This is a genomic window from Burkholderia sp. Ac-20392, assembly GCF_017104585.1.
Classification (GTDB): Bacteria; Pseudomonadota; Gammaproteobacteria; order Burkholderiales; family Burkholderiaceae; genus Burkholderia; species Burkholderia lata.
On record NZ_JAAGPB010000699.1, the window covers coordinates 1 to 3513 of the forward strand.

Sequence of the window (3513 nt, forward strand, 5' to 3'; positions counted from 1 at the left end):
CTCTGCGGCGCGCGGCCGACCCGGACGAGATCGCGGCCGTGTGCGCGTTCCTCGCGTCGCCGGACGCATCGTTCGTGACCGGCGCGACGCTCGTCGCGGACGGTGGCGCAATGGTCGTCGACGTGCCGACGCTCGCGTTCGACAAGCTGTGATGCGCGCGGGTGCGCCGCCCGCGTGACGCACGCGTCGCGGGCGGCCCCGCACGCTCATCCTCCTGCAGGCGTTTCCCGTCGCGCAACTGCCCTACGCGGACCGTCCAAGCCCCCCGCCGCCGCGCGCGCATCGCGCCGCCCGCCTGCTTCCCGCCCTCGAAAATCCGCTACCATCGACCGATCCCGCCGCCCCGCCCGGCACTGCCTCACTGCTCGAACGTCGATGAACATCCGGTTTCTTGAAACCTTCGTCTGGCTCGCCAAGCTGGAAAACTTCCGGCTCACGGCCGAAAAACTGCACACGACGCAGGCCGCCGTATCGAGCCGCATCGCGTCGCTGGAGGAAGCGTTCGACGTGCGCCTGTTCGATCGCAACACGCGCTCGGCCACGCTCACGCCCGCCGGGCGCCGCATGCTCGCGTACGCGGAGCGGATCGTGCGGCTCGACGGCGAAATGCGCCGCGACATCGATGCGGCAAGCGACGCGGGCCTGATCCGGATCGGCGTGATCGAATCGATCGTGCACAGCTGGTTCCCCGCGCTGATGGCACAACTGCGCGAGCGCTATCCGCGCCTCGACGTTGAGATCACCAGCGACACGACGCTGCACCTGATCCGCCTGCTCAGCACCGACGGCGTCGACCTGATCCTGCAGACCGACCCGGTGCCGGGCCCCGATTTCACGAACCTGCCGCTGTGCGAATTCCCGGTGCGCTGGGCGGCCAGCCCGCGCCTCGGGCTCGGCGGCCAGCCGCTCGACGTCGCGCGCCTCGCCGAATTCCCGATCATCAGCTTCTCGCGCCACTCGGGGCCGCACGCGACGATCGAGCGGCTGTTCGCGGCCGTCGAGCGCCCGGCCAGCATCAACTGCATCACGTCGGTCGCCGCGATGATCCGCCTCGTCGCCGACGGCTTCGGCGTGGCCGCGCTGCCGCCCGCGATCATCGGGCGCGAGCTGCACGAAGGCGCGCTCGAACTGCTCGACGTCGAACCCGAATTCCCCGCGCTGCCGCTCGTCGCGTCGTACCGCAGCCAGGGCCTGCCGGTGGCCGCGCGCATCGCGGAACTGGCCAGCGAAGTCGCGCGCGCGATGGCGGCCGCTGCGAATCACGCAAAGACGGCGGCACCGGCCAAGCCCGACAGCGTGGGCAAATCACCGGCCCGTTCCGCGACGAAAGCGAAAACCAAAGCCAACGCCAACGCCAACGCGCCTGCGAAATCGAAACGCACGACGCCCTCCACCCCGCCCGCCACACCCTCCGCGAAACGCCGCCCGCGCCGCTCATAAGAAAACCTGTTCACCGCGAATTTGTTTTCTTGTTGGACGGGCGCGGCCCGTCTTCGGGAAACTGCGGTTCCTGACCTCCCCCCGTCACGAGGAACCCCGCGATGACCCGCCTTTCCCTTCCGCACGGCCAGCTTTGCGTCTGGACGGATATCGACCCCGCGCACGAAGCCGATTTCAACGCGTGGTACGACCGCGAGCACATGCAGGAACGTGTCGCGATTCCCGGCTTCACGCATGCGCGGCGCTTTCGTGCGACCGACCGCGGCCCGCGCAAGTACCTCGCGCTGTACGTGACGGACGCGCTCGACGTGTTCCACGGCGACGCGTACCGGCGCGCGTTCACGCAGCAGACCGCATGGTCGCTCGCGAACTTCGAGCGCATGACGGGCACGCAGCGACGCGTCGGAGAACTGACGATCGAGGCCGGTGACGGCGAAGGCGCGCATCTCGCGCTGTTCGACCAGGCCGCGTGGGACAAATACGGCCTCGCGAAATTCGCCGGCGCCGCGTTTCCGTCCAACACGCTGCTCGACGCGAAGCCCGCGCAATCGAAGGGCGCACAAGACCACGAGTTGCCCGACGGCGCGTTCTCGTCGCACGACAACAGCCTCGCTGCGTTGCAGCAGCGCGGCGTCGTGTTCCTGTCGTGCCACAACGCGATCTGGGAACTCGCGGAACGCCTCGACGGCGCGAACGCGAATCCCGACAAGCTGCCGCTCGATGCGCTCGCGGCCGACCTGACCAACCACGTGATCCCGTCGGCGATCGTCACGCCGGGCGCGGTCGGCACGCTGCCCGAACTGCAGCAGGCCGGCTTCACGTACGCAAAATGAGCCCCGCGATGACATCGATCCCCCGTCAACTGCAACCGTCATCGCGCCGCCGTCGGCGCACGCTGCGCGCCGTGCTGGCCGCGTGGCTCTGCTGCGCGTCGGCGCTCTCGCTCGCCGCGCCCGCCGGCCCCGCCGCGACCGTCTTTCCGCCCTGGCAGGACGGCCGCAACAACGACGCGACGCACCGTGGCCTCGAATTCACGGTGCCGCAGGTCGACGTGCTCGCCGATTTCCACGGCGACCTCACCGCGCCGAAGCTCGTGCTGTTCGTCGGCGGCAACTATTTCTTCGCGATGGCGCCGCTCGTCGCGAAGTTCGAGGAAGATCATCCCGAGTATCGCGGCCGCATCTACTGGGAAACGATCCCGCCCGGCCTGCTGGTGAAGCAGATCCAGGCGGGCGGCACGATCACCGTCGGCAACATGACGTGGACGGTCAAGCCCGACGCGTATTTCGCGGGGCTCGGCAAGATCAACGGGCTGATCGCGGACGGCACGCTCGCCGGCCCGGCCGTGCCGTACGTGACGAACCAGCTGACGATCATGGTGCGCGCCGGCAATCCGAAGCGCATCGCGTCGCTGAACGACCTCGCGCGGCCCGACGTGCAGCTTGCGATGCCCAACCCGGCATTCGAGGGCGTCGCGCGGCAGATCCGCGCGTCGCTCGTGAAGGCCGGCGGCGATGCGCTCGCACGTACCGTCTACGACGACAAGGTGCGCACCGGCACGACCGAGCTCACGCACATCCACCATCGGGAAACCGCGCTGTTCCTGATGCAGGGTCGCGCGGACGCGGGTGTGCTGTGGCAATCCGAAGCGGCGTTCCAGGAACAGGTCGGGCATCCGCTGATGCACATCGACATTCCGGCCGAGCAGAATACGACGGCAATCTATGCGGGGGCGATGGTAAAGGACGCGCCGCATCCGGAGGCCGCGCGCACGTGGCTCGCGTTCATCCGGTCGCCGGAAGCGTTCCGGATTTTCCAGCGCTACGGCTTCGGCCGCTACGATGCGGCGACACCGACGCAGCACCTCGCGCCGGAGCAGAAGCAGCCCGACGCGGGCTGACCGCGCGGCCGCGCCGGCCATCCGGCGGCGCGCGAGCGACCTACAACAAGGAGGGGACACGTGAACGATACGGTGGACACACCGCGACGCCGGTTCGCGCCGCTGCTGCTCGCTGCGGCAGCGCTGCTGGCCGGCCACGCGCACGCGGACGACGCGACGCTCGGCAAGACGAT

At 69.3% G+C, this 3513-nt stretch carries 4 protein-coding genes; all 4 read left to right on the forward strand.

The features are described 5' to 3' along the window. The coding region (locus G3N99_RS36980) for an SDR family oxidoreductase (RefSeq protein WP_206124834.1) at positions 1 to 152 on the forward strand (152 nt) is incomplete at its 5' end. Between the two features lie 223 nt (positions 153 to 375). After that, a complete protein-coding gene (locus tag G3N99_RS36985; protein WP_206124832.1) occupies positions 376 to 1440 on the forward strand; it encodes a LysR family transcriptional regulator in 1065 nt (354 codons plus the stop codon). Between the two features lie 101 nt (positions 1441 to 1541). Continuing rightward, complete coding sequence (locus tag G3N99_RS42205) at positions 1542 to 2273, forward strand: DUF4286 family protein (RefSeq protein ID WP_241012042.1); 732 nt, start codon at positions 1542 to 1544, stop codon at positions 2271 to 2273. Positions 2274 to 2281: 8 nt separating this feature from the next. Next, positions 2282 to 3340: a substrate-binding domain-containing protein gene (locus tag G3N99_RS37000; protein ID WP_206124833.1), complete on the forward strand. Its 1059-nt coding sequence runs from the start codon at positions 2282 to 2284 to the stop codon at positions 3338 to 3340. Positions 3341 to 3513: the final 173 nt, after the last annotated feature.

Excerpts from the sequence above, each read along its gene's own strand:
- G3N99_RS37000 (WP_206124833.1), top strand. The coding sequence starts at position 2,282 with ATGACATCGATCCCCCGTCAACTGCAACCGTCATCGCGCCGCCGTCGG.
- G3N99_RS36985 (WP_206124832.1), top strand. The coding sequence starts at position 376 with ATGAACATCCGGTTTCTTGAAACCTTCGTCTGGCTCGCCAAGCTGGAA.
- G3N99_RS42205 (WP_241012042.1), top strand. The coding sequence starts at position 1,542 with ATGACCCGCCTTTCCCTTCCGCACGGCCAGCTTTGCGTCTGGACGGAT.